Source organism: Polynucleobacter sp. IMCC 30228 (assembly GCF_021395205.1).
Taxonomy (GTDB): Bacteria; Pseudomonadota; Gammaproteobacteria; order Burkholderiales; family Burkholderiaceae; genus Polynucleobacter.
On the sequence record NZ_JAJVCS010000005.1, the window covers coordinates 60,160 to 82,099 of the forward strand.

19 protein-coding genes are annotated in these 21,940 nt (G+C 33.6%); 16 read left to right on the forward strand and 3 right to left on the reverse strand.

The window, feature by feature from the left end; all coding sequences use genetic code 11:
* Nucleotides 1-25 precede the first annotated feature (25 nt).
* The 16 genes from LZT21_RS09595 (at nucleotide 26) to LZT21_RS09670 (ending at nucleotide 16,397) form a co-directional block, all read left to right on the forward strand.
* Nucleotides 26-1,033 carry an NAD(P)-dependent oxidoreductase gene (locus LZT21_RS09595; RefSeq protein ID WP_233990467.1) on the forward strand — a complete coding sequence of 336 codons (1,008 nt, stop codon included), beginning with the start codon at nucleotides 26-28 and terminating at the stop codon, nucleotides 1,031-1,033.
* Nucleotides 1,030-1,857 carry an SDR family oxidoreductase gene (locus tag LZT21_RS09600; protein ID WP_233990469.1) on the forward strand — a complete coding sequence of 276 codons (828 nt, stop codon included), beginning with the start codon at nucleotides 1,030-1,032 and terminating at the stop codon, nucleotides 1,855-1,857. The genes LZT21_RS09595 and LZT21_RS09600 overlap by 4 nt, the downstream gene beginning before the upstream one ends.
* Nucleotides 1,857-3,659 (forward strand): thiamine pyrophosphate-binding protein, encoded by a 1,803-nt coding sequence (locus LZT21_RS09605; protein ID WP_233990470.1) that lies wholly within the window; start codon nucleotides 1,857-1,859, stop codon nucleotides 3,657-3,659. Before LZT21_RS09600 ends, LZT21_RS09605 begins: the two co-directional genes overlap by 1 nt.
* Before the next feature lie 7 nt (nucleotides 3,660-3,666).
* Nucleotides 3,667-4,515: an FkbM family methyltransferase gene (locus tag LZT21_RS09610; protein ID WP_233990472.1), complete on the forward strand. Its 849-nt coding sequence runs from the start codon at nucleotides 3,667-3,669 to the stop codon at nucleotides 4,513-4,515.
* A gap of 25 nt (nucleotides 4,516-4,540) precedes the next feature.
* The gene (locus LZT21_RS09615; protein ID WP_233990474.1) at nucleotides 4,541-5,044 is read left to right on the forward strand and encodes a hypothetical protein; all 504 of its coding nucleotides are present in this window, start codon (nucleotides 4,541-4,543) and stop codon (nucleotides 5,042-5,044) included.
* Nucleotides 5,037-5,573, forward strand: a complete 537-nt coding sequence (locus tag LZT21_RS09620; RefSeq protein WP_233990476.1) for a hypothetical protein — start codon at nucleotides 5,037-5,039, stop codon at nucleotides 5,571-5,573. The genes LZT21_RS09615 and LZT21_RS09620 overlap by 8 nt, the downstream gene beginning before the upstream one ends.
* 2 nt (nucleotides 5,574-5,575) lie before the next feature.
* Nucleotides 5,576-6,235, forward strand: coding sequence for a class I SAM-dependent methyltransferase (locus LZT21_RS09625; RefSeq protein WP_233990478.1), 660 nt, complete (start codon nucleotides 5,576-5,578; stop codon nucleotides 6,233-6,235).
* Nucleotides 6,236-6,278: 43 nt separating this feature from the next.
* A complete protein-coding gene (locus LZT21_RS09630) occupies nucleotides 6,279-6,956 on the forward strand; it encodes a bifunctional 2-polyprenyl-6-hydroxyphenol methylase/3-demethylubiquinol 3-O-methyltransferase UbiG (RefSeq protein WP_233990480.1) in 678 nt (225 codons plus the stop codon).
* A 110-nt stretch (nucleotides 6,957-7,066) separates the two neighbouring features.
* A complete protein-coding gene (locus LZT21_RS09635; protein ID WP_233990482.1) occupies nucleotides 7,067-7,846 on the forward strand; it encodes a glycosyltransferase in 780 nt (259 codons plus the stop codon).
* A 14-nt stretch (nucleotides 7,847-7,860) separates the two neighbouring features.
* Entirely contained in the window at nucleotides 7,861-8,253 is a 393-nt protein-coding gene (locus tag LZT21_RS09640) for a GtrA family protein (protein ID WP_233990484.1), read from the forward strand.
* 39 nt (nucleotides 8,254-8,292) lie between these two features.
* Complete coding sequence (locus tag LZT21_RS09645; protein ID WP_233990486.1) at nucleotides 8,293-9,267, forward strand: thiamine pyrophosphate-dependent dehydrogenase E1 component subunit alpha; 975 nt, start codon at nucleotides 8,293-8,295, stop codon at nucleotides 9,265-9,267.
* Between the two features lie 12 nt (nucleotides 9,268-9,279).
* The gene (locus LZT21_RS09650; RefSeq protein ID WP_233990488.1) at nucleotides 9,280-10,314 is read left to right on the forward strand and encodes an alpha-ketoacid dehydrogenase subunit beta; all 1,035 of its coding nucleotides are present in this window, start codon (nucleotides 9,280-9,282) and stop codon (nucleotides 10,312-10,314) included.
* 172 nt (nucleotides 10,315-10,486) lie between these two features.
* On the forward strand, nucleotides 10,487-10,816 hold the full coding sequence (locus tag LZT21_RS09655) for a hypothetical protein (protein ID WP_233990490.1): 330 nt from the start codon (nucleotides 10,487-10,489) through the stop codon (nucleotides 10,814-10,816).
* 482 nt (nucleotides 10,817-11,298) lie between these two features.
* Nucleotides 11,299-12,678, forward strand: coding sequence for a hypothetical protein (locus LZT21_RS09660; protein WP_233990492.1), 1,380 nt, complete (start codon nucleotides 11,299-11,301; stop codon nucleotides 12,676-12,678).
* Between the two features lie 10 nt (nucleotides 12,679-12,688).
* A complete protein-coding gene (locus LZT21_RS09665; protein ID WP_233990493.1) occupies nucleotides 12,689-14,287 on the forward strand; it encodes a hypothetical protein in 1,599 nt (532 codons plus the stop codon).
* A complete protein-coding gene (locus LZT21_RS09670) occupies nucleotides 14,277-16,397 on the forward strand; it encodes a hypothetical protein (RefSeq protein WP_233990495.1) in 2,121 nt (706 codons plus the stop codon). The genes LZT21_RS09665 and LZT21_RS09670 overlap by 11 nt, the downstream gene beginning before the upstream one ends.
* Nucleotides 16,398-16,473: 76 nt before the next feature.
* Here LZT21_RS09670 and LZT21_RS09675 read toward each other — a convergent pair whose 3' ends face one another.
* The 3 genes from LZT21_RS09675 to LZT21_RS09685 form a co-directional block, all read right to left on the reverse strand.
* Complete coding sequence (locus LZT21_RS09675) at nucleotides 16,474-18,081, reverse strand: hypothetical protein (protein ID WP_233990497.1); 1,608 nt, start codon at nucleotides 18,079-18,081, stop codon at nucleotides 16,474-16,476.
* 11 nt (nucleotides 18,082-18,092) lie between these two features.
* A complete protein-coding gene (locus LZT21_RS09680) occupies nucleotides 18,093-20,387 on the reverse strand; it encodes a DUF6044 family protein (protein WP_233990499.1) in 2,295 nt (764 codons plus the stop codon).
* A 232-nt stretch (nucleotides 20,388-20,619) separates the two neighbouring features.
* Nucleotides 20,620-21,423 carry an FkbM family methyltransferase gene (locus tag LZT21_RS09685; protein WP_233990501.1) on the reverse strand — a complete coding sequence of 268 codons (804 nt, stop codon included), beginning with the start codon at nucleotides 21,421-21,423 and terminating at the stop codon, nucleotides 20,620-20,622.
* Nucleotides 21,424-21,940: the final 517 nt, after the last annotated feature.

Genomic DNA, 21,940 nt, shown 5'->3' on the forward strand with positions numbered 1-21,940 from the left:
ATTTTCTAAATTATCAAATGATAATATGCTGACTAACCTAAATTCCTCTCCTGTCCCCCCTACTAGGCTGGTAATTTTAGGTGCACATGGCTTTATAGCGAGCCACCTTGCTCGGTGGTCCAAAGACAATCATATTGAATGTAGGCTAATTGGCCAAGATGAGGTTGACTTAGCTGACTTTAGTTCCGCTCAGCTCTTATCCTCTTTGTTGCGTGAGGACGATGTAATTGTAATGACATCAATGCTTACCCCTGAATTTGGGTTAGATTATGAATCTGTAATGCGAAATTTAAGAATGGTAGAGACTGTTTGTACTGCCCTCAAATATATAAAATGCGGTCATTTTATATATTTGAGTTCTGATGCAGTTTATGATGCTGAAAAAATACCACTAGATGAAGATTCCTCTCGCGAGCCTATAAGTTTATATGCGCTATCTCATTCTGCTCGTGAGATTCTTTTGGGGGATTTTTTTCAAAAAAATATTCCTGGAGCACCATTAACAATCTTACGTTTAACAGCAATTTATGGATTTGGCGATACGCATAATGCCTATGGCCCAAATCAATTTGTACGAAGCGCATTAACCGATGGAAATATAAAGATATACGGGAGAGGCGAGGAAAAAAGAAGTTTTGTTTTTATTGATGATCTTATTCGCCTAGTGGGCCTTGTAGTAAAAAATAAAAGTGTAGGCGTATTAAATGTAGCTATTAGTCCTCCCACTACTTTTTTTACACTAGCTAATATAGTGCGCATGAAATTAAATACTTCCGTAAGGATTGAGTTTTTACCAAGGCTTGTTCCCGTAGTTCATAGACCATATAAGTTTACTCAAATTTTTAGATTTATCTATAATTTAGGGCGCCCCATTGGATCCATCGTACATAGAACTTTTGTTAATAAAGCTATCTTTAATTCTTTTCCTGAATTTAGATTTACGTCTTTGGAAGAAGGAATTTCAGAGTTAGTAAATGCCGAGCAAAAGGCTTTAGCTGATAAAGAAAAACTCAATCAGGATGCCAGAAAATGAAAAAAACAGCCATTATTATTGGAATTAGTAGTGATATAGGTTATGAATTGGCTGTTCGATTGGCTAAAGATGGCTGGGAAATATGGGGAACTTATCGTACTAAGCCGTCCTTTAGTTTCCCAAAGGGCATTAATATATTTCCTTGCGATGTTTTGGATATTTCAACAAGGCATAGCTTTCTTCAGCACTTAAAGAAAAACAATATTTCCTGGGATCTATTTATTATTGCGACTGGTACTGAAGAGCCTATTGGAAATTTTTGGGATAGTTCTGAAGAGGTATGGAATGAAAGCATTCGCGTGAATGCCCTAGCCCCCCTGGGAATGATTAGAGACTTGTATTTACTGCGAAATACCGCCCAAATTTCAAGTGTTGTGTTTTTTTCAGGATCGGGTACAAATAATGCTGCTCCCGCATATTCTGCTTATTGCGCTTCAAAAATAATGCTGATTAAGATGTGCGAGTTATTGGATGCAGAAACTCCTGATATTCAATTTTTTATCATTGGCCCTGGAATTGTAAGAACCAAGATTCACGAGCAGACATTAAAAGAGCCTATCAAAAGTGGTCCAAATTATTTAAAATTAATGAAATTTTTAGATTCTGGCAGCCCGGGAACGAGTCATCAAGAAATATTTGAGTGTTTGATGTGGTGTATGCATCAGGGTAAAGCTGTTATTGGAGGTAGAAATATTTCACTTGTCTATGATGCATGGCGTGTAGACGGAGGAGTCTCACTCTCAAATGCGTTGAAAGAAGATCTGGATATGTATAAATTACGTAGATTTGGTAACGATATAAATGTAAATATGGATAAAATATAATGAAATTATCTGATGTAGTAGCTCAATTTTTAAAAGATCAGGGAATCTATCATGTTTTTGCTATTTCTGGCGGAGCTTCACTGCATCTAATTCATTCTATTGCGGCTACCACTGGCATTGATTATGTATGCCCACTGCACGAGCAATCAGGGGCTTTTGCAGCAGATGCCTATTCACGAGTTACTGGCAATCTTGGATGTGCTATTGCTACCAGTGGGCCAGGTGCAACTAATTTGATTACTGGAATTGCTGGCGCTTACTATGACTCGGTGCCAGTACTTTTTTTAACAGGACAGGTAGCTACATTTAGATCTAAAAAAGATACTGGCGTGAGACAAATGGGATTTCAGGAGACGGAAATCGTTGATATGTGCTCATCGATTACAAAATATGGAGTACTTATTCAAGATCCCTATGAAGTATTGTTTGAACTTGGAAAGGCTATTCACATTGCAAAAACTGGCCGACCAGGGCCAGTCTTGGTTGATATACCAGACGATATTCAAAGAATGGATATCGATGTTTCAAAGCTAAAGAAATATACCCCTCTTGAAGAAGTTAAAACTTCTGAGAAAATTAAAAAAGAGATGTCCATCATAGATAAAACGGTTAAATTGATTCAAAAATCTAAAAGACCAATTCTAATATATGGTTGGGGGGTGCATTTAGCTGGCGCTCAATATGAAGCGATTGAGCTAAGCCATTTACTGGGAATACCAATTGCGTTAACATGGGCAGCGCGTGATTTGTTGGAGTCTGTAGACCCGCTTGCTGCCGGTGGATTTGGCACGCATGGGACGCGCCCAGCAAATTTTGCAGTACAAAATGCCGATTTGGTAATTTCCATTGGATCGCGGTTAGATACAAAGGCAACAGGCACGCCCCCAACTAGTTTTGCGCGTGAGGCGAAGTTGGTTATGGTTGATATCGATGTCACCGAAATTAATAAATTCAAACATTTAAATGTGAAGATTGATGTGCCAGCCAATTTAGACGCATTAAAATTTTTAAGACTTCTCTTGGGCAATCTTGCGCAAAGAGATTTAGCAAAAGATATGCCTGATTTTTCTGAATGGGTTTCACGTATTAATCAATGGAAAATTCAATACCCAATTTATGTAAAAAAAGATATAAAAAATAGTGAAGTTAATCCATACTGGTTTATGGAGCAATTTTCTTCCTTACTTAATAATGAGGAAATTATTTTTGCCGATACTGGATGTGCTTTAGCATGGATGATGCAAGGATTTATTTTTAAAAAAGATCAGCGTTTTTTCCACGCATTTAATAGCACACCAATGGGTTATGCCGTTCCAGGCGCAATTGGAGCGGCATTTGCCAGGCCGAAACAAAATATTATTTGTATAACTGGAGATGGAAGTCTCCAAATGAATATTCAAGAGTTGGCTACAATAGCCCATCACAAGTTGCCAATTAAAATTATATTATTTAATAATCATGGGCACGCAATGGTTCGGCAGACTCAAGATATGTGGTTAGATGGTAATCACTATGCAACGTCTACTGCTGGCGGGTTACCTGATCCGGACTTTATAGGAATTGCAAAAGCATATGGCTTTCGTGTTGAATCTATTAAATCAAGCGACGATTGCATAAGTAAGATTAAAAGCATTTTACAAGGAAGTGATCCATGTTTGGTGAATGTGGAAATAAATCCTGAATTTGGTGTTGCCCCTCAAGTACGTTTTGGTAGACCAAATGAAGATTCTGAACCACTACTTGAGCGCGAAGAATTTTTAAAAAATATGATAATCCAACCCCTTCCAATCTCTTTAACTTAAAAAAATTATGAAACTATTAGAAAATGTATTTGATGCTCTCATAGAGAGTCCGTCCCTTCACTATCGCTCATCAGCATTTTATAAGCTTAATAAGGAGGTTGTTCTGAAGATAATCGAAGACCTTTTTAATTCTCCAGAGGGAAGACCTAGTTCATTTGGGCCGTTTGGGGATATTTCTTTGCCCTTTACTAGAATGGGAGCAATTAATTCTTTAGACTTATTTGGTTTAGATGAGCTAATCATTTTCTCCTTTTATCATGTAAATCGTAATAGATATAAAAGAGTAATAGATGTTGGCGCAAACTTGGGGTTACACTCTATTGTAATGTCTAGATGCGATTATAGCGTTAGATCTTTCGAGCCAGATCCGTGGCATTATGAAATGCTGACAAAAAATCTAATTGCAAACTCCGCAAAGAACGTAACATCATTTAAACAGGCAGTATCGATAAGCGATGGCAAGGCTGAATTTGTCCGTGTTTTAGGCAATACAACAGGAAGTCATCTTGCGGGATCAAAAGATTCTTATGGACAAAAAGAAACCTTTATCGTTCCAGTATGTGCTGTTAAGCCACTGTTTGAATGGGCAGATTTAGCAAAAATAGACGCAGAAGGTCATGAAAAGGAATTGCTACAAGCAGCTACTCCGGAATTAATGAAGAGCCTTGATATTATCGTAGAAATTGGTAATCCAGAAAATGCAAAAGCAGTATTTAAGCACTTTAATGGTACAAGCGTAAATATGTTTTCTCAAAAGCTTGGATGGGGTGCTGTATCTAAAGTAGAAGATATGCCTATTTCTCATCGTGAAGGTAGTTTGTTTATTTCAAGCAAGACTCAAATGCCATGGAAATAAAAGTAACTCCTATAGCTAAGCACATATGAATGCATTATTACTATCAATAGGCCTATTTATTTTTGCTTGGATTACTCATGTTCTGCTTTGGCAAATATACACACCAAAAAATCAATCATTAGCATTAATCAAGATATTTATTTTTGTAGCAGTATGCTTTATTTTGTTATTTCCTAGTTGGTTAGTGAACACTTTTAGTGTTCCACTTTTGCTTGGAATTTCAATGTTTTATCTTGGCACTTTAGGCTGCTATTTAATAGTTTATACGGCGGTAGAGGAAACAAGCCCATCCTTAGCAATTTTTTGGGCACTCCAAAAAAATATACAAAAAGGCTGCACCAGTAAAGAATTGGCCCAAGTAATTACTGATGATACTTTCATTAAACCTAGAATTAATGCTTTGAGGCGCAATGGCATTTTGGTTCAAATTGCAGAAAGCAGTGAGTATCAATTAACTTCAAAAGGTCAAAAGGCCGCAGTAATTGCGACTCTGATATCTAAGATTTTTAATATAAAAAGAAATGCATAACATTAATAGTAGTTTTATTAACTATTTACCGATTAGTCCCTTGATTGGCATCTTGCTTGATGTTATTGCGCATATAATTCTAAGTAGAATAAATAAGAAAGGTGCGCATGTAGGTACTCAATTTATTTCAATAGCAATTGGCTTAATTGTCACTTTATCTTTCTTAATTTTTTTATTATGGGATGCAGAATTAAGCCTTCTTAATAATATTTCATATGGCATCCTGTATTGCATTATTTATCTTGAGTTTGCATTTATTCTTTTTAATATTATTAATGCCAATGTTTCTTCTTTGAGGGTTAGAATGCTAAAAGAATATGCGATAGTTGGTGAAAAAGGACTATCGGATGAGGTTTTACTCAGAAAATATTCAGCGAGCGAAATTTTAGCGGTACGTATTGAGCGACTAACAGCAGGCAATCAAATTTACTTAAATGACAATCGATACTTTGCAAGAAAAGGTGGTGTAGCAATGATTGCAGTTTTTTTTAATGGATTGCGTTTTATTTTATTAAGAAATAAAAGATAGAAATGTCTGAAAAAAACCTCTTATCTAGATATCCACAGTCTAAACGTATTATAAAAAATAGAATTAAAAATAAAGAGAGTGCTCGTGAAGTCGCATTAAAATTTGGGAAAGAATATTTTGATGGAGATCGAGAGCAGGGGTACGGAGGATATTATTATGATGGCAGATGGTTGCCCATTGCTAAAGATATAATCCAGCATTTTAATCTCAAGCCCGGTGACCGGGTTTTAGATATAGGATGTGCAAAAGGATTTTTAGTTCATGACTTAATGAGGACCCTTCCTGGCCTAGAAGTTTATGGCCTTGATATATCTGAGTATGCACTTTTCAATGCACACCCCGACGTTATAGGACGACTTCATCTGGGCAATGCCACAAAATTACCTTTTCCAGATAATAGCTTTATGGCTGTTATTTCAATTAATACCATTCACAATCTTGAACGCATAGACTGTATTGCTGCTTTAGGGGAGATTGAGCGAGTAGCCCCAGGAAGATCTTACGTTCAAGTTGATGCCTATCGAAATATAAGTGAAAAAAAAATATTTGAGGATTGGATGCTTACTGCAAAAACCTATGGAACACCTAATGATTGGAATAAAATTTTTAAAGAAGCAGGGTTTAATGGGGATTATTATTGGACAATTCTAGAAGTAGATTGAATTGCAATTAAACGTTTAAATTCTTGGAGAGAGAGTTAAGCAAATGAGTAAAATGCACACACAGGAAAAGCAATATACGGTCATGCTTGATTACCGAGATAAGCAGGGCCTAGAGTCTCTTGGATTGATGACAAGTCAGGCTTGGTATGATGACCCAAAACGTTTAACCTTCACCTTAGCACGATATAAGTTTGCTGCGAAGATGTTGGCAGGAAGCAAAAATGTTCTTGAGGTTGGGTGTGCCGATGCTTTTGCAACGAGAATAGTAAAGCAGGAAGTTGAAAAGTTAACTGCAATTGACTTTGATCCATTATTTGTTGAGGATACCCTTGCAAGGATGGGTGACAAGTGGGCTTTCGACTGCTTAGTGCACGATATGTTAAAAGGTCCGATTAAGGATCAATTTGATGGAATTTATGCTTTGGATGTGTTGGAACATATTCTGCCTGCAAATGAGAGTTTGTTCCTAGGAAACATTGTAAGCTCACTTTCTGAAAATGGAGTCTTGGTAATCGGAATGCCGTCATTGGAGTCACAAGATTATGCATCACCAATGAGCAAGGAGGGGCATGTGAACTGCAAATCCATGCCCGACCTAAAATCTACTATGCAAAAATATTTTAATAACGTTTTTATGTTTTCTATGAATGATGAGGTAATTCATACAGGTTACTATAAGATGGCACATTACCTATTTGCTATTGGGTGCAATAAGAAGTAAAAAATAAAACCCAATACTAAGTATATAAAATTTTTTAGATATTATTCTTCATGCATTAAATGATATTTAGTATAATAGAACTATATACAAGTATCTAAAAGGGGCCTCTTTTGTTAATCAATCCATCTTTGAGTAAAGGTTCTCTTACTATTGCCATTTGTGCGTATAACGAGCAAGAATTTATAAGAGAAGCTATCCAAACAACTCTAGATGCTCTGGCAAGTACTCCAAATTTGAAAACGCAGATATTAGTAATAGACGATGGATCCGTCGATGCTACTTCCGAAATTGTGTTAAATCAAATCAGAATTCATCCTGAAATTACACTTATTCAAAATGAAAAGAATTTAGGTCTTGGGGCTTCTATTCAGAAAGCAATTCAATGCGCTCAAATGGAAAAATTTATTTTTTTACCCGGGGATAATGATCTACCACTATCTACCCTAAAACTACTTTTTCGTAATGCTTTTTTTGCTGATGTTGTAATGACGTATTTTCCAAATGATGAATGTCGCGGTAGAAAAAGATATCTTTTATCTTCTTTATTTAAAGTGATTTACACAAGTTCTTTTGATTTATATATGCTTTATGTTAATGGGCCCGCAGTTTATCCTACTAAACTATTGCAAGAGTTAAAACTTAAGTCAACAAGATTTAGTATTGTTGTGGAAATTAATGTAAAGTTGCTGCGTCAAGGATTAAGTTTTCTTGAATTGCCTAGTTCAAGGCAGGTCGGCATGTTAGGGAGTACATCAGCTAGTTTTATAAGCTTCATTGAAGTAATAAAAGTCTATCTGCATTTAATCTATGAAGTGCATATAAAGTCAAATTCTAAATATACAAAACGGCCCAGCCGAGTAGACTTTGAGTTCGAAGTATTGCCCAAATAGAATTGTCAAAAAATATGCTTTATTTAAAAGAAAACTATAAAAAAATAGCATTATGGTTATGCATGGGATTAATATTTCTTGGGGTTACTAATTTAATTTTATTCTTTTTCGTTGAGGTATTGTATTTTTCCATTTTAGTAGCAACTTTAGTTACGGTTGAATTAACAACAATATTACGCTATTTTGCAAATAGTTATATTGTTTTCAGGGAAAAAATAAGTATTAGAGACTTAATTAAATATCATATTGCCAATTTAGCTGCGATAGCGGTATGGTGGACTGCCGTAAATGTTTTTGCTATCTTAGGGATGCATTATTTGATAGCAAGTACAGTAGCCGTTATTTTGTCTACCACAATTAGTTTTTATAGTAATTTTTTTTGGGTTTGGAAGAAATCGAAGCATTAAACAACCATGCTGATATTTAAAAGCTAAAGTAAGAAAAATATGGATAATTTTAATCAAAATACTGCTATTAAATTGTATAAAAATATTTTCTACATCAGGAGAGCTGAGGAAATATTATCTGATGAGTATAGGAAAGGGGTAATGAAAACACCCACCCATTTTGGAATTGGTCAAGAAGCCATAGCAACTGGGGTTTGCGCTGCACTTAATGATGATGACGTGATTTATACGCACCACCGCAGTCATACGCATTACCTAGGTAAAGGTGGAAGTCTCTTTGGGCTTATGGCAGAACTTTTGGGAAGAGACGGGGGCTGCTCAAAGGGGCGGGGCGGTTCAGTTCATTTAGTTGATCGTTCTGTTGGATTTTTGGGATCCTCACCAATTCTTGGACACTCTTTAGCGTTAGCAAGTGGCTCTGGACTGGCTTTTAAAATGGATCATACTAGCAAAGTGGCTGTTGCCTTCTTTGGAGAGGGGGCTTGCGATGAAGGGGCCGCTTGGGAATGTTTTAATTATGCCTCTGTCAATAAGTTACCGGTGCTTTTTGTATGTGAAAATAATTTGTATGCTACTGAAAGCCCGATGTCTGTAAGACAGCACAGTGAAGCTGATTTATGCAAAAGGTTAGAATCTTTTCAAGTTAAAGCTAAAAAAATAGATGGAAATGATGTTTTTGATGTCTACCATGCCGCAATAAATGCACTAAATTATTGTAGAAATGGTCATGGCCCCATGTTTTTAGAATGTATGACATATCGCTGGCGGGAACATGTAGGCCCCATGTGGGATTACGAGATAAATAGAACATATCGAACAAAAGAAGAGCTTGATGAGTGGATAAAAAAATGTCCTGTAATTCGTGCTCGTAAATATTTGATTGATGAAGGGATAGCCACTATTCAAGCCATTGATAATTGGAATAATCAAATAGAACAAGAAATATCTCTGACTTTAGAAAAGGCATATGAAAGCCCTTGGCCAGATCCAAAAACTCTTTTTGAAAATGTTTGATTAGGAATAACCATGAGAAGTATTAAGTATTCAGAGGCTATATCAGAAGGAATCGTGCAGGAAATGGAGTCTAATCCAAATATATTTATTACCGGAATAGCGGTCGATTATCCTTCGGGCATTTTTGGAACAACTATAGAGGCATTTAAAAAGTTTGGACCTTCCAGAGTTTTTGATTCACCTGCAATGGAGAATGCGTTAACTGGTATTGCAATTGGTGCCGCCGCCGTTGGTAAAAGGCCAATACTCGTTCATCCAAGGGTAGATTTTATGTTCCTTTCGTTTGACATGCTCCTGCAATTGGCTGCAAAGTGGAGATATATGTATGGTGGAAATGCTGGAAATGTACCTATCGTAATTCGAGGAATTATAGGTAGAGGTTGGGGGCAGGGCTCGACACACTCCCAAAGTATACAAGCTCCTTTAGCACACTTCCCTGGTTTAACAGTAGTTATGCCCGCCTTTCCTGAGGATGCTAAAGGATTAATGATTAGTGCTCTACGACATACTGGGCCAGTTGTTATTTTGGAGTATCGTACTTTATACGATACTATGGGAGAAGTATCTGAAAAACCAATTCCGACACCAATTGGTAAGGCAAAGGTCATAAAAGAAGGCAAAGACTTAACGATAGTCGCAACGTCCTTCATGTCACTTGAAGCATTAAACGCGGCTAAAAAATTAGAAGAAAGCGGGATCTCAATCGAGGTAGTGGACTTAAGAAGTATACGTCCGTTAGACGAGGAAACCGTATTAAATTCAGTAAAAAAAACCGGTCGATTAATAGTCGCAGACACTAGCTGGGAACTGTGTGGAGTTGCAAGTGAAATAGTAGCTTTAGCTGCAGAAAAAGCATTTAATTTTTTGAAATGCCCGGCGAGGAGAATAACAATAGCAGATTGTCCAGCCCCTGTTTCGAATTCCCTTGAAAAAGTATTTTATCCATCATCATCAACTTTAATAAAAGCCATTTGTTCAATGCTTGGAGTTGAGTCCAAGGAGTTTGGTTTAATTGATTTAACTGAAAGTTTTAAGGGGCCTTATTGATATGTTTTATTACGTATTAATTTTTATATTAATACAATTTATTTTATATATATTAATAGTTCGAAATCTTTATATTTTTAAATCTGAAAAAGGAATTTTCCTATATCACTTAATACCCGGTTTGCTAATAACTGGAATTGCTATCTGTTTATGGTTTACATTAAAGAACATAGTGTTAGCTGACCTAATACTTTGTATTAGCTTATATGGAATATATGCAATTTCCTTTTTGGAGTTTTGGTCACTTGCTCAAGGAGGGTATTCGCTATCCATAATTGAAGAAATTAGGATTGCTGAATACGAGTATAGAAAACCCGATATAAATAAATTAGCAACAATAGGAAAGATAAAATTTACGAACAGAATTCAATCACTATTGAATAAAAAAATTCTGCTTGAAGAGAAAGGTAACTTTGAATTAACACCAAAAGGAAGGCTAGTATTTACCGTTTTAAATTTTATTCATTGGTTAGTGAATGGTAAATATCAACATATAAAATGATAGTTATATATTCGGCTTTATTTTTCTCTATATCAGTAATAGTTCACTCCATAGTGCAGAGATATATTAAATGTAATTCAGTTATTTCGTTTGCTATCATTAGCAGTTTTTTAGGCTTAATTTTATTTTGGAAATCTTATTTAGATTTTTTTATATCAATTCAATCTTTATCAATATTATTTTCCTATTTCTTTATGTGTGAACTATATATTTTCTTTTTCACGTTAATTATGAGTAGTATTTCTGCAAATCTAATTCTAGACATAGGTTTTAATAAAAAAATTAAAATTAGTAACGAAATTACTAATTATGAAAAAATGGTAGATGCTAGGGTAGCTAGATTGTTAAATAATAAATTTTTAATTGAAATTGATGGAGTATTAAGTACTACTAATAAAGGTAAAGTACTCAATAAAAGTTTTTTTTATATGAAAAATTTCTTCAGACACAAGAATTTAACTAGCAATATAAATATATAAAATATGAATTTATATGGTTTATCCAGACTTTGGATGCTAGCTGTTGCAGTAACAGCCCTATATTTATGGATTGTTGGTGGCTGGTTTCACCTTGAGCTATTAAATATTTCAGAATATGCTAGCTCAAGAGGGCTGCAGGCAATTTTTGACTGGACCTACTTCGATTCTAATCCCACAAGATTACGCATATTAAGTGATTTCCTTGAGGTTATTGACGCAATATTTAGGCCATATTCCAATAATTTATTTTCACATCATCCAAGCATTACATTTACAAGTTTAATAATTGCTATTACAACGCCATTTTTCTTTTATGGAGCAATTAGATCAATGGGCCTATCACGAATAGAGGCGCTACTCTTCACTGGCTTATTTATTTCTTCAATAGCATATCTATCTAGTTTTGTACCATACATAAGGCCTGCCAAAAGATTGGCTATGCTAGGATTGTGCTGCTTAGTTTTTTTTGCATTTCGCTATAGGCTAACTGGAAAAGATTGGTATATTAGACTTGCACTTTTGGTGACATTCTGTAACTTTTTTTCTGATGAAGCTGGGTATATATTTTGGTTGATTCTCGGACTATTGATTTGGAATTATTCTACAAAATATTATAAGATATGGTATTTACTTCTTCCGCCAATATTTTTTATAGTCTCTAAAGTTTTATTACCGCCAATATACGAAGAATTCGGTAAAACTGGTCCAAGAAATAGTGTATTAAATTCAGAAATGATTATTGGGTTATTCCAGAATATTTTTACTATTAAATTTTGGAATCTTGCTATTGAGGATTTAGCGACAGCTGTTTCAGTTACTTTTGGTTTTATAAGTCCATCAATTAGTATTACGGCTTTAATTTTAGTGGCTACCTTAATCTTTAGTTTTTACAAAAAATGGTCATTAGTAATTATTTGGCTAATTGCAATTAGCTTAACTAGTTTTTTCTTCACATTTATTGATGGAGTTAATACTACTAAAAATAACTTAGGTCAATTGACCTATTATTACCATGCCTCAATTGCCCCCCTTTCTATTTTATGTGTAATTTCTATATACCTAAACTTAAAGCCAATTTCAAAATATGCACTTTATTTACTGGCTTTACTTTGTATGTACACCACATTTACTAACTTTAATAATTTTCAAAAGATCAATGAAATTGTAAAAATAATTCATATCTATCCAATAGTTACAATTAATCCATTGGTATTTAATTCCAACCTACTTGTTAATAGATATGACGGATTATTAAAAGATTTAAATCTCTTACAAGAAGTAGAGCTTAGAAAGCAATTTGAATATTACATTGCAAATCCTATGGGAACGGATAATTACTCACAAAGACTTAGAAAAATATTAGGCTTAAGCTCTAATAAATAATATAGACAATATGAAATTTTTTATAGCCCCAAACAAAAAAAAATTCATATTGTCTATATTTTTTATTTGCTTATCCATAGCTACTTTTTTTATTAGCTTTAATGCTGCTTTAAAGCTAAAAATGGATACTGAGCCACCTTATTGGGTTTGGGCTGCAGTTCCGCCTGCGTTTTCAAATGTAGCATTTGGAACGCGTCGATTTATGACATTAGATTTTATACATATAAAATTTAATGATGGAACTATTAATACTAGCGCAGCTACGATAAATAAGGGGATGGCTGAATTAAAAAATGTTAAAAAAACAAGTGAAATGAAAGAACTGACGATGCCAGGAGAGGATAAAGGTATTGTTATTCTAATTGAGCTTGCATTTAAATTATTTGGCTTTAAGGTGGAGGGCGTTCTTTATATTTATTATTTAATATTAGGATTTGCTGGGATTATATTTGCTTATGCTTATCGTCATAATCCTTATGCTTTATTATTATTAGCAACATTTTACTTCTGTCATAGACTTATTCTTCCGATGATTAAATATGATGGACAATTAGCAGGAGTTTTGGCGTTGCGATGCATTCCATTATTAGCTCTAATACCATTATTACACTGCATATTATTTTTTTTTGAAAAAAAGATTAGGCTTTTACAATTTGTATTGGTATTTTTTCAGATTGGGTTACTTACATTCATCATCTTTGTAAGATCTACAACAGTTTGGATGTTTGCTCTGATTATAATAATTAGTATTGTTGTTCTTACATTGAGAAAAGAGCCTAATTTAATCAATATAGAAAAATATCATTTCAAAATATATCCCGCAGCCTTAATTCTTACTTTTTTAGTATTTTTCTACTCAACGTTAAACTTATTTTTGTACAGAGGATTGCCGGATGAGTACTATAAAAAAGGGCAAATTGCAACAAGAGTATTTTGGCACAACATATATTCAGGGTTTGCTTTTAATCCAAATTTTTCTATTCGAGAGCAATTACGCATCGATGACTTCACCACTCTAGAGGCAGTTGAAAAATTCTTAAAAGATAATGGACGAGCTAATGAATGGGCTATTATTAATGGACCTTCCGAAAACTATACAACTATTAGTTGGACTCCTTATGATTTAGTCGTTAAAGAGCTAGTAGTTGATCGCTGTTCATCATATTTTTTAGATTGTATTACTAGTTTTTTTTGGTATAAACCTATTGCAATGATTGGGACTATTGCCTGGGTGTATGGATTGAAGAAATATCCTCCAAATATAGATTTATTTGTTTCGAAACACCAGGAAATTGGTAACGTAGTAAAAGAACAATTTATTTTTACCTCTAATCAACTGGATAGATACGGAGAAAGAGGTTTTTATTGGATCTTACGAATTTCTTTTTTTGCGTTGTTATTTTATTTGTTAGCAAGAATATACCCTTGCAAGGAAAAAGCCATACCTGTAGTGGCAACATCTGGAATACTATTTTTCGGGAGCATGGTCCCTTCTATTGTAGGATACGCTGCCCCGCATACTATAGCCGAACTTGCACTTACAACACCCTTATTTTTAGTTACATTAGCATCATTACTCCCTCTATTGGGGGGAAAAGATGTTAAATAAAAAGATATATTTTATGCAAAATAATGACCAAGATCAAATGCTGAGATTTATTGGGATATTTATTTTAATAATAGTATCTTTTTTTTATATTTTAATTAAATCAACCTTTGTCAGTAATCAACTATATCTTTACGTAGCCTTTTTTACTGGCATGGTTTTATTTATACCCTTAGCTATCTTCTTGGGAAATTTCATAGCACGTACAGATTTTTATCAAAAATATAAGTCTTCTTCAAAAATAAATTTTATATTTTTTTTGTTACCCCTGTTTGTATTTTCATATGGATTAATTGGCATAGATCGTGTTGTATATTCACTCGAATACAAGAATATTTTAGATATAGATGGATTTCAGTTTTCGAATAAAAGATTTATTTATGGGTTTGTTGTTAGCTTTATAAGTCTACTTGCCGTAACTTATTTTAATTTTAAAAAATTTAAATATCAAAATATAGTAATAGCAGGATTTATCTTTATATTTATCTTGTCATTATTTAGGCCTGAAATGGGACATGATACTTTATCCTATGATCCATATATAGGACCAGCGAGTTCAGTTGCTCTTGGTTTAAGTCCATTTACTGACGTTTTTTCTCAATATGGCTTAAATTACCTTCTCATTACTTTAGCTTTGTATATTTTGCCTTGGTCCTTATTTAGTGTAAGTTTGGTCGTAGCAGCATTGGATCAATTTTATATATTAGTAGTCATATTAATCTGCATCAGTATTTCTAGAAATAAGATTAGATCGACAGTATTAGCTTCTTTTTTAGTATTGTTTTTAATTAGTGCATTTTTATACAACCCCACATATACACCATCAGCACTTTCATTTCGGTACCTCCCCCCTTTATTTTTAATATATAGCTTTACAAGGTTAAATTTTAACAAGACCTTTTCAATTCTTTCTGTTTGTATTTTTTTTGTCGCCTGCTTATGGTCCTTAGAATCTTTTATTTATAGTTTAATTGTTTACCAAGCCTATATTATTTTTCAAGAATTATCAAAAAATTCTTTCCAAATTAAAAGGGTGCTAATCCAATCTGGAAAATTACAATTACTATCTTTAGTTCCCCATCTATGCCTCATTACGCTAAGTTTATTATTTTTCAAGAGTTGGCCAAGGTACGATATTTATTTTGAGCTTATAAAAAGCCAAGTATCCTCTAGCGGTTGGATAGTAGCCCCAGATCCACAAATTCGTACTTACATTTTATTTGGCTTATTTTATTCTATTAGCGTTGGCTATACTGCATTTAAGTTATGGACTTTGAAAGGAGATTCCCGCGACCTAAGAAATGTAATTATCTTAGGCTGTATTAGTTTACTTGGAATTATGCAGCTTTCCTATTATGCAGGAAGAGCTGTAACTCCAGTCCTAGTGTTTATTTCTTTCCCTTTAGTAATAATTGCTATTTATTTTTATGACCGCTTAATATCGGAATATAAATTTTGGCAGATCAGCACAAATCTCTTTTCACCAAAAAATATAATAGCAATATTATTTTTTATTTTTATAATTAGCTTTAGTTTATTTGGCGGGGTATTATTTGATAGGTTATTTCGACCAGTAAGCCCTATAAGATCTAATAGCATAATTTTGCGCGAATGTTTTCTGCCCAAATTAAATAAAGACTGCTTCAAACGTAGTTTTTATGCAGGAATTAAAGATAAGTTTCAATGGCCTACTGGCTTTATTGGGCCAAATTCAATTACTTCTAGCGCCTCCCAAAATCTTTGGCAATTAATTCCGACAGGAATGGGAGGTGAAAATATTGCAATGTATATAATGGCAAAAAAGTGGTTCAGTGATAGTGATGGGTATATTTTTACATGGGACTCCGCAACCCTCTTTTTTGCTCTTCGTAAAAATAACCCATTGGGATTAACGCATTCAATGGTAGATGATAGGTCTCAAATTTTGAGAGCAAGAGCATACGCTAATATTAATGACATCAGTAGCGTTGGCAAAGTAATAATCGTTGGTGATATGTCCAGGCAACCATTAGAACAAGAAATTTTTCAAATGCTAAAAGATAAAAACAAATTAACTGCAATTGAATCTTTTGGTGGTGTAAATGTATATCGAATCAGAAATTCTGAAGATTAAATAAAGCTAATGTTTTAAATATAATAAAATTTAGAATTATTCTCATTATATGTCCACTATTCGGGTAAGGATGAATTTATAAATTATCAATAATGCAAGCATGGATTTTTTGTTGATTTGAGTAGCCCGTAAGCCACTCCCTACAATTATTTTTACTAGCAATTTCGTTTAGTATATTTAAATGATCTAATTCGGATTGATCGCTAATCTTTAGCGGGGCGCTTAAAATAGGGTCCCATCTTTCAACCCACATTACTGCAGTCCCTGATTCAAAGACTTTCGGTTGTGTCAAAAATTCAATATTTGGAAATACTTTTTTAACAAGCGGGTAATCATTTGAAAATTCATTGGTATTCAGTAGTCTTAGTCCTTTACTCAAATCTATGACTCCACTGGTTTCATATTCTCCCATTCCATTAATTATGATGACTTGAACTGGTCTTTTAAGGCTTGTTAAATAATCAAATACTTCCCATGAGATTCCAGAAAGCCCAACCGATCTATTGACTACTATCCAATTATGGGCGTAATCAAATTTAAAAATAGAGATGATAAATATAAGGATAGGAATAAATTTAATAAAAATATTTTTTGTAGTAGATCCAATTGCAATAGATATTGCAATTGAGGTGAGCCCTCCAAGAATGCAGGATAATTCAAAGAATGTCGTTCCGGCCCCTCTTTTATACAAGCCTATTCCCAAAAGTAAGGCTGTAAAAATACAGGAAGCAATTATTGGTAGCCCACGAAACTCTCTTCTTCGGCATAATTCTACAGCCATAAAAATTGTACAACCTAGCCAAAAATAAAAAATTTTGTCATAGCCATATGCAGTTTGAAATAATTTAAAGTTTTGAGCCCAAAATCCCGTTTCCCCGCCTATTGATTTTAGAAAGCCAGCTGCATTAATAAGTGCAATTAATGTGGCATGAAGATTGAAGAGGTATAGAAAATAAAAAATAAGTACAAATGCACTTACTGTGGTGAATCCCGAAAATATCATACGCATAAAAATTACTTTTGAATCTAGAGGTTTTTTTAATATCATTAACAACACAGGAATACTTGATATACCAAGTAAAGTAATTTTATTTGAAGCGGCCAATCCAGATATAAATGAAAGTATTAATAAATGATTCCAAGTGAATTTACTATCTTTGCGATATACATGAATTGTGAGATATGCAGATAATGAAATTATTACCATTGAAAATGCTAAATAATCTGGCAGTAAAAAGTAATAAAAGCCAGCATTTACAGTTGCAAATAAAATAGTTGGGCCCAGAAAGAAAATGCAGGCTTTATCTGAAAAAGTAAGGAACTGATCTCTTGCAACTTTTAAATAAATTATCAGCATAAATAAATTTGTAGCTGCAGTACTTAAAATTGAAAAAATATCTAGATTTTCTTTAGTTAGACCCGCACCATTAACCTTTTCGCTTGCCCAAAAAATTAAGAGTTGTATTAAGCTAGTAAACTGTCCTTGTGCCGTCCAGACCGTTCCTCCTTCGCCACTCAAAATCCGTAATGCCGTAAAGTATCGAAATGCAATACTTTCATTAGAAAATGGAAGTTGCGATCCTCCGGTGAGAATCAAAAATTCAAGTGGAATTGCATAAATAAGCGCCGCAAAAAGTGCTAGCCCTATCTCTAGATAATAATTGGATTTCTGTGAGATTTTCATATAAATAAAAATTATCTAGCTAGCCAATCGATTGGTTTCTTAAGAAAGCTATATGGAGGCATATATTTCAATACTATTGTATGTTTGCCTGGGCTTAATTCTAAGCCAAATTGCGCATGATTTACCCTAACTAATCTAGTTTTATAGTTATCAACTTCAGCAATCCAGTATGGATTCCATGTATTTGCTATGACTAAAAATGAATCATATTCTGCATTAGTTGCTAATATAATTTCATCTGGAGAATATTTCATAACTATAACTTTCCCGCTAGAAAGATTATTGCTTTTCTTGGGAGTAAAAGTATCACTTTTTTGTATGATTACAGATTTTCTTAGTTCTTCTAGGCTCATTGAGTATAAGCGATTCAAGGTATCAGCCTTATCTGAAGTTAGCTTAATAGACTCCACTAATCTAAATCTTGGTAGACTATTTTCTAATTCATATATATATATATCTTTACCTTTCAGCTTTTTTTTATTGAACTGATAATAGTCCCAAAATGGCTGAAAGAATGAGATGTTTTGAGGCAGCCTCATTTCGGGGGGTTGCCGCTCACCCACTACCAGACCAGTGTTTCTGCTGCGATTCTCGGCCCAAGTGGGCTTATTAGAAATATCATGATAAAGCTTAACCCCCTCTCCTTGGAGGGGGTATGAGGATAGTAAAAAGCGTACATTCAATAATCTTAGCAAATTTAGGTTATATCTATTTTCAACATTAAATCCTTCTTTAAGAGCGACTTCGATCTTCTCATTTGGCAATAACCCAAGCCCTGGGGAAAATAAATCAGATCCTAGAAAGATAAAATTATCCTCGGCTTTTCCAGTGTCAACACCAAATATTTTTTTGTTATAGGGATTTATATTAAAAGTAGGTGTTAACATTTTTAGCCACAGATCACGATATACACTTGGGTAAAGATTGGCCCAACCATCAACTGTTTCTAGCCCTTGAGCATATGCATATGCCGGCTGTAATGGCAGTACACTTGCAACCCTAAAAATGTCAGGAATTTCTCGTAACTCATCAAGTGCTTTTATCTGATAATTTTTTTCGCCCCAATCATGAACCCCCAAATCATAAAATAAATGAATTTTTGGCGTAATAAGTAAAACTAAAGCTAGTGATACAGTAAAAATCACGATTAAAAATTTTGCTAGTAGTATTTTTTTCCATAACAGCCAAGCTAGACGAAAAGATAATGTTAAGCCACATGCAATTAAGAAGGGGGCTGGTATTTGAAAAAACCTTCCCATATAAACGCCTTTAATAAAAGGCAAAAGATTCGATAAAATTAACTGTAAACTAATCCATGCCCATTTTTGGGAAAGGAGAAAAAATATTGCTGAAACTCCAAAAAAATTAATAGATACTCTTTTACTTTCACCGCAAATTTTCATACTATAAAAACTTAATACCATCCCAACCATAAAAATTAATACTGGAAGATTCATTGTTAATAAGGTTAAGAAATTACTTTGACCAAACAAATCAAATTGAAGCTGTCTATAAAATAGACCATCAACTGAGAATGAGAGAGATTCAATGTCCCAACCAACTCTATGCGATTGTGACCCATTGATTGAAATTGCTAATAATTGGGGCGCAGTAAAAATACAAAGTACACAAGTGAAAACTAGAAAAGGCCAAAAAAAATGGCTTATCTTAATTCTACGTATTATTAGAAACCATAAAAAACAAAAAAATAAAATATAAGGAACGCCAAAGGTAAAAGTTGTAGTAAAGGAAATTAATAAAGCACTTAGAAAGCATTTAAAGTATTTTTTGGTCCCATGTATTGAATGATCGAGTAGCCAAAGAATTAGGGGAATTCCAGGAAGCGTAAATAAAGCTCCTACTGTATAAAAAGAAAAAGAAGCAAAAAGCAAGGCAACTAAAAAAGCCCATGATTCTTCAAGTTTAAGTTGTTCTTTTGCAACCTTGATGGCAAAGTAAGAAGCCACGAAATACTGTAAAAACCGATGCATACCATTTGCTAGCCAAGCCGGAAGAAATTTGAATAGAAAATATTCTGGGCCATAAGGATTAGCATTTCCCCAAAAGGCTAACCTATCTAGTCCACCCGCTACAAATGGAGACCAAAGGGAAAGATTTCTATCTTCAAACGATAAAGCCTTGAGGGCGGGGATAGTTTCTAGTCCGCTACCATAGCCATACATCCAAGAAAGAGGACCTAATAGCCAAGACTCAAAAGAGAAAAGGAAGGCTATTAGAGTGGAAAAAAGAAGGTCTCTATTAAAATGCGGGTAAAGTTTAAAATATTTTATAAATGCACTCAACATATTTAGATTAGTTTGAAATTAATATCCCATCTTAAGTCAAATTCAAATGAGAAAAGTGGAGAATTATTAAACAATAGAATAAAACTAGGGCTTTCAAATTAGCGCTACTTAAAATCTGATAGCATACGGCTATATTCTTACTAATGAGAATTAATATGATAATTTATATTAAAAAAAATATTATTATAGAATAAGTAAATTATCGTATTATAGCGTTAAAGACTATTTAAAGTCACTTCAAATTAAAAAATTTCTCATGATGTTGCTGAGAATAGAATATATTTTTATGGCCCTTCGACGCTCCTTGTAGCCCACGCTTGAAAGTTTTAGAGTTAGCAATAAAACTCCATGGCTTATATCCAAGTAAACTCAGCATCATATTTGTTTCGACTGATAAAGAATTTTGCTCAACAAGTAAGATTGGCTGATGCATAGTTAAAGTTTTCTTTAGTCCTGTGATAGCTGCATTTTCCGCGCCTTGAATATCTAGTTTTATAAAGCCTGGTTTTAAATTTAAATCATCTAAGGCAATAGTATTTGAAATAGATTTCACTACTCCTATGGCGCCATAGGAATGCGGAAAAGCCTCCATTACTGCGTTTTTAGCCTCATCATAGGAGGTTGACGTTGCGCTATGTAAAAAAATATTCTTATAAATTGGGGTGAATAGTTCAATAGTTTGGCCAGTTATATCTCCAGCCGCAGCTATTTTGTAATCCATTCTATTTTTACTGGCTTGTTTAGTTTTCTCGAGTGCGTTTATATGCAATGAATTTGCCTCTACAGAGAATACATTCCAATCTGGTAAAATTTTCATGAATCCCCGAGCAGAATGTCCTCTATTTGCACCAAGATCTAAAATTAATTTATTATTTTTATAGCCATTATTAACAAGGATTTCAAATCCATAATAATCAAACTCATGGGGCAATAAGAAGTTTCCACATTCCAATAATTTAAGTCCAAATATATAACCAATAGGGTGAGACTCAAGTAAGCTTATTGTTATTTGTTTGAGCTGGCTAAGTATATTCATATTAATATTGATGATACATGAGCTATCTACTTTTTGTAATATTTACAATAGAATTTCGTTAAAGTCTTACGATTTTTACCATCATTTTTATTTCACAAGATTATGAAACTGAATAGTGAAGTATTTATACCAGAAATCTCTATCTTATCAAATGATTCTTCATAAGAAATATCGGCAGGAGAGTGCTAAAAGACTGAAAGATCGGATACGCTAGTGGACTGCTTTAATTAAGTACAGAATTATTTTTTACATAAAAGATATTTCATGCGTATTGATAGTAGAAGTGTTAAAGAATTCAGTTTATCATTTTATAAAATATTCAATAAAGAATTAAAATGAAGGGAAATATATTAACATTAGCTAGTAAATAAAATAAATTCGAGCCGCTAAATATGCTTTATATTTAGATTAATATTAATCATTGAATATAAAGCAAACATAATTGAAATAAGAAATACTTCAGTAAGTAACTAAAACCTATGACGTTAATATAATATTATGGTTAAAACTCTGCAGA

Excerpts from the sequence above, each read along its gene's own strand:
- LZT21_RS09645 (WP_233990486.1), top strand. The coding sequence starts at position 8,293 with ATGGATAATTTTAATCAAAATACTGCTATTAAATTGTATAAAAATATT.
- LZT21_RS09680 (WP_233990499.1), bottom strand. The coding sequence starts at position 20,387 with ATGTTGAGTGCATTTATAAAATATTTTAAACTTTACCCGCATTTTAAT.
- LZT21_RS09650 (WP_233990488.1), top strand. The coding sequence starts at position 9,280 with ATGAGAAGTATTAAGTATTCAGAGGCTATATCAGAAGGAATCGTGCAG.
- LZT21_RS09630 (WP_233990480.1), top strand. The coding sequence starts at position 6,279 with ATGAGTAAAATGCACACACAGGAAAAGCAATATACGGTCATGCTTGAT.
- LZT21_RS09595 (WP_233990467.1), top strand. The coding sequence starts at position 26 with ATGCTGACTAACCTAAATTCCTCTCCTGTCCCCCCTACTAGGCTGGTA.
- LZT21_RS09600 (WP_233990469.1), top strand. The coding sequence starts at position 1,030 with ATGAAAAAAACAGCCATTATTATTGGAATTAGTAGTGATATAGGTTAT.
- LZT21_RS09665 (WP_233990493.1), top strand. The coding sequence starts at position 12,689 with ATGAAATTTTTTATAGCCCCAAACAAAAAAAAATTCATATTGTCTATA.
- LZT21_RS09615 (WP_233990474.1), top strand. The coding sequence starts at position 4,541 with ATGAATGCATTATTACTATCAATAGGCCTATTTATTTTTGCTTGGATT.
- LZT21_RS09640 (WP_233990484.1), top strand. The coding sequence starts at position 7,861 with ATGCTTTATTTAAAAGAAAACTATAAAAAAATAGCATTATGGTTATGC.
- LZT21_RS09605 (WP_233990470.1), top strand. The coding sequence starts at position 1,857 with ATGAAATTATCTGATGTAGTAGCTCAATTTTTAAAAGATCAGGGAATC.
- LZT21_RS09620 (WP_233990476.1), top strand. The coding sequence starts at position 5,037 with ATGCATAACATTAATAGTAGTTTTATTAACTATTTACCGATTAGTCCC.
- LZT21_RS09610 (WP_233990472.1), top strand. The coding sequence starts at position 3,667 with ATGAAACTATTAGAAAATGTATTTGATGCTCTCATAGAGAGTCCGTCC.
- LZT21_RS09660 (WP_233990492.1), top strand. The coding sequence starts at position 11,299 with ATGAATTTATATGGTTTATCCAGACTTTGGATGCTAGCTGTTGCAGTA.
- LZT21_RS09670 (WP_233990495.1), top strand. The coding sequence starts at position 14,277 with ATGTTAAATAAAAAGATATATTTTATGCAAAATAATGACCAAGATCAA.
- LZT21_RS09625 (WP_233990478.1), top strand. The coding sequence starts at position 5,576 with ATGTCTGAAAAAAACCTCTTATCTAGATATCCACAGTCTAAACGTATT.
- LZT21_RS09675 (WP_233990497.1), bottom strand. The coding sequence starts at position 18,081 with ATGAAAATCTCACAGAAATCCAATTATTATCTAGAGATAGGGCTAGCA.
- LZT21_RS09685 (WP_233990501.1), bottom strand. The coding sequence starts at position 21,423 with ATGAATATACTTAGCCAGCTCAAACAAATAACAATAAGCTTACTTGAG.